Origin of the sequence: Photobacterium sp. OFAV2-7 (assembly GCF_022347985.1) — a bacterium.
Taxonomy (GTDB): Bacteria; Pseudomonadota; Gammaproteobacteria; order Enterobacterales; family Vibrionaceae; genus Photobacterium.
The window spans coordinates 1-4,008 of sequence record NZ_JAKRFQ010000459.1; the positions used below are offsets into that span (position 1 = coordinate 1).

Here is a 4,008-nt window from a genome sequence, read left to right on the forward strand (position 1 = left end):
GGCGTAAATCCAGGCAGCCGCCGCTGTCTTGAGGGTCGGCAGTGGTTCCCATAATGTGCTGGCAACCGGCAGGTTAGGGAGATAACGGCCAATCAGGTGATACTGTGCTGGGAGCACTTATTGGATGATGACGGTTGTTATTATCAGGTATATCGTAGTGAGTCGCCGAAATATCATTGCACCCGGGAAAACTTAATTGCAATTACCTCGCAGAATGAATATATCGATAAGCAGCTAAAATCAGGCCATCGCTATTATTACAATTTGCGTAAAGTAAACCGGGTGAGCCGGATAAAATCACCGTTTTCGCCTGAGGTGAAAATAAAGACCTGTCTGGAAAAAGATGAGTTCGCTTTTACGTTATTTCCCAAACCGGATCAAATTGGTTATGTCGGTGAGCTGACTCAAAGCCATAATGCGGAACATTTCGGTCATAATTCGCTATTTATCGGGGTAAATAAGACCAAGGGAGTGTGCTACGGCGTAATTGTTTTTGATATGGACAGGATCCCGCCTGATGCCATTATCAAGAATGCGGTGTTCTCGCTGTATCCGATGAATCGGGTAGGGGCAAAAATTGAGAATTATGGCGAGTGGTCGGTATCAATCCTAAATCCTGATGATATCAATGAGCTTTCTGTCTATGAGGAGATCCATCAAGCACCTCCGTTGCAGACGCTGGGTGATGCGATTGACTCTGATCAGCTGACTCAGGGAATTTGGAAAAGCTGGCGTTTTAGTGCGATGGAAAAGCAGCTGATACAGGATCAGCTTGAAAAGGGACGGCTGCTACTTCGACTGCAAGGTCCGGACCGTTTGCCGCTCGGTAACGATTCGCAAATGATGCAGTTTGATATTGGCTATGGTCGCTTTGGTGGCGGGATCCATTATCGTCCTTGCCTCGACCTTATTTATACTCGTCGACCCTATCAGTTGGCGCTTGCGGCGTCTGATTGTCACACCATCAGCTCGGCTCAGTTACAGCAAGGAGACTTGCAGTGCGGGTTTGATTCTGAAGGCGACACGGTATTTGGTCAGGTGGCATTTTCGCTGTCTTGTATTAGCGATGAATCCGATATCGTGATCACTCAGGCTTATTTTGCCATTGAGAGTGAGTCCTTGAGTGGGGTATCACAGCCCATGCGATTCACTGCAGAAATTGCCGAGCTGGATGATCTCGATTATTGCAGCGTCAAACACCGGGAAAAGATTGAATATCTTGGCTACGAGGTTAGCAGCCAGGAGTTGGGGAAAACGCCACGTCAGATATTTATGTTTGATAGCTCGGCCAGACAGCATCTCGAGTCATTCCATCGCGACAAAAAAACGGTCAATCTGATCATTCGTGCCACGTCGGCATCGCGGCAAAAAGATGCGCTGGTCAACTGGCAGGCAATCGACAGCGAGCAGCGTCCTCAACTGGTGATTGAATATATAGAGCGGCGTAAGCAGGCGCTTGAGGCTCCTCAAGAGCTACAGGCAAGCCTGGAGAATGGTTTGGTCAAATTAACGTGGACTAATCCTGAACACGCCGACTTTGTTGGTTCGTACGTGGTTCGAAATAGTTTTCATCCACCACGTTCACCGTTTGATGGTGTGAAGCTTTACGCCGGTAAAGACAGTTATACTTTTGATCGGTTTGGTAATGCCAATTTGCCAAAATACTATTCGGTTTTTAGCTACGATAATGTGCCGAACTACTCGGTCCCTGCGTCGTTAAGGTTTAGTGCCGATGAGGTTATGCCAGTGGAGTATGATGAGTTTGAGCCGCAGGATGAAGTGGAAAAGCAGTACCGTGAGGGGGACTAATAGGTTGCCTGGGTATAAGTAGGTTGAAAAAGCCATTTTCCGAACAAGTGAAAATGGCTTTTTTTATTCAATATATTGTGAAAGCTTATTATTAAGGTTGGAATGTGATGTATATATGAATGGAATAACAATCAATATTTGATTTAATGTTATTAGCTTGTGGTTGCAAGGTGTTGGCTTTAGAACAAGGATAATAGTTCTTTCTCATGTCATATTGCTTATTTCTTTTGGATGTTAATTTACATTCTGTTACAGATTAAATCTCCTATTAATTTATTTTCACAGCCTATTCTTATTTGGTTTGTTAGAGAGTTTTGCATGTCTAATAGGAATTTTATAGGGCTTGATAAGTATGGGTTAAATTATAAATATGTTTACTGGAATAGATAAAAATAGCGCCTAATGAAATTTAAAAATACATTGATATACTGTATACTATTCTGCCTTGATAATATGTATATGTGATGCATGCGAATAACCAATTCGTGTGCATTTTTTATTGCGCCATTACTTTCATTGCAACAAGGCTATTGATGTTTAATATCCAGAATTTAAAAGTTGGAACCAAGTTATCTTTTGGTTTCGGAATTATATTAATATTAATGTCATTCTTAACCATGAATGCATTTCTTGGTTTTACATCCCTAGAGAAGGATGTCGATACAGCTGATGATGTAAACCGAATGGTTAAATTCATTAAAGAAGCGCGTATCAACGAGAAAAATTATGTTATCAGAGGAACTGAGAGCTCTGTTTCAGGGATCAACAAGGTAGTCAATGACCTCATCTCGCTGGCAGAAGAGAAGAAAAACAATGCGGCCGCTCAGGATGACAAAGTGAACATGGATCGGATGATAGCAGCAACGAGAGCCTATCACCGTGAGTTCAATAACTACATGGATCTAAAGCAACGAGGACAGCAGGCATCTGAGGTCATGAGAGAGCGTGCCCGAGATGTTGATATGTTGCTAACGAGTGTCCGCCAGGATCATAAAACGGCGTATCAGGCATTGATAGCAGCGCAAGCTGAAGGCGAGCGCATTGCTCTGGAAATTGAAAAGGGTGACGATGCAAATCGCCTTATCAAATGGATGTTAGAGACCCGCCGTGCCGAAAAGAACTTCATGCTAACGTTGGATAATCAATATGTCACTCGGGTCGAGGAACATATTGCGGATATGACTCAGCTGATGAATGAGCTGAAAAGTCGCTATCGTACAACAAAGCATAAAGAAATGGCGGACAAAGTACTGGAAAATGTCAGCCAGTATACCGTGTCGTTCAAAAATTATGTCAACTACGCTTCCAGCATGGAAAAAGCTAATGACGCGATGCTGGTAAATGCCCGTGAAGCCGAGTCGCTGGCTGATGAGATCCGTAAGATCCAGAAGACCCGTCTGGCTGATAATATTTGGACCATCGAAGCTACCAGCATTGTACTTGCCCTGTTTGGTATTGTTGCCGGCCTTGTCGTTAGTGTGATCATTACCCGCCAGATTGTCCGTCCGTTGCATGAGGCGGTGGCGATTACCCAGAAAATTGCGGATGGTGATTTAACCCTTGATATTCAGGTCAATCGAAAAGATGAGATCGGTGATCTGTTTGTAGCTATCGGTACGATGAGCCGCCATTTACAGCAGGTGATGGTTCGCCTCAATGACAGTATCAACCATATTGCAACAGCTTCAGAAGAGCTGTCCGCTGTGACGACGCAAACCAGTGCCGGGGTTAATGCACAGAAATCGGATATTGAGCAAGTTGCGACAGCAATGACCGAGATGAATGCGACTTCGCAGGAAGTTGCCAACCGAGCGAATTCTACCTCAGAAGCGGTTAAGCAGGCCAACCAACAGACTCAGAAAGGTAATGAGCTTGTGGCTGGTACGGTACAGGGCATGAACCAGTTGGCTTCTGATGTGGAGAAATCGGCTGGTGTTATTCAGCAAGTTCGTGATGATAGCGAAAGTATTGCTTCGGTTCTCGATGTCATCAAAGGCATTGCCGATCAAACCAACTTGTTGGCATTGAATGCAGCTATTGAAGCTGCACGCGCAGGGGAGTTTGGTCGAGGTTTTGCTGTTGTGGCAGACGAAGTCCGTGCGCTGGCCCAGAAGACCCAAGATTCGACCGTAGAGATTGAAACCATGATCACTACTCTGAAAACGGGCAGTGAGTCAGCCGTAACAGAAATGGGTAATA

The 4,008-nt window shown here is 44.6% G+C and carries 3 protein-coding genes; 2 read left to right on the top strand and 1 reads right to left on the bottom strand.

All coding sequences use genetic code 11. From position 1 onward, the window contains the following. A partial coding sequence (locus MHN01_RS24740) for a hypothetical protein (protein ID WP_370646523.1) occupies window positions 1-117 on the bottom strand: 117 nt, incomplete at its 3' end. A gap of 3 nt (window positions 118-120) precedes the next feature. Between MHN01_RS24740 and MHN01_RS18905 the strand changes: the two genes are divergently transcribed. Both MHN01_RS18905 and MHN01_RS18910 read left to right on the top strand, forming a co-directional pair. Then, complete coding sequence (locus MHN01_RS18905; RefSeq protein WP_239412770.1) at window positions 121-1,809, top strand: hypothetical protein; 1,689 nt, start codon at window positions 121-123, stop codon at window positions 1,807-1,809. A 602-nt stretch (window positions 1,810-2,411) separates the two neighbouring features. Then, window positions 2,412-4,008: methyl-accepting chemotaxis protein (locus MHN01_RS18910; RefSeq protein ID WP_239412771.1), on the top strand; the 1,597-nt coding region annotated here is incomplete at its 3' end.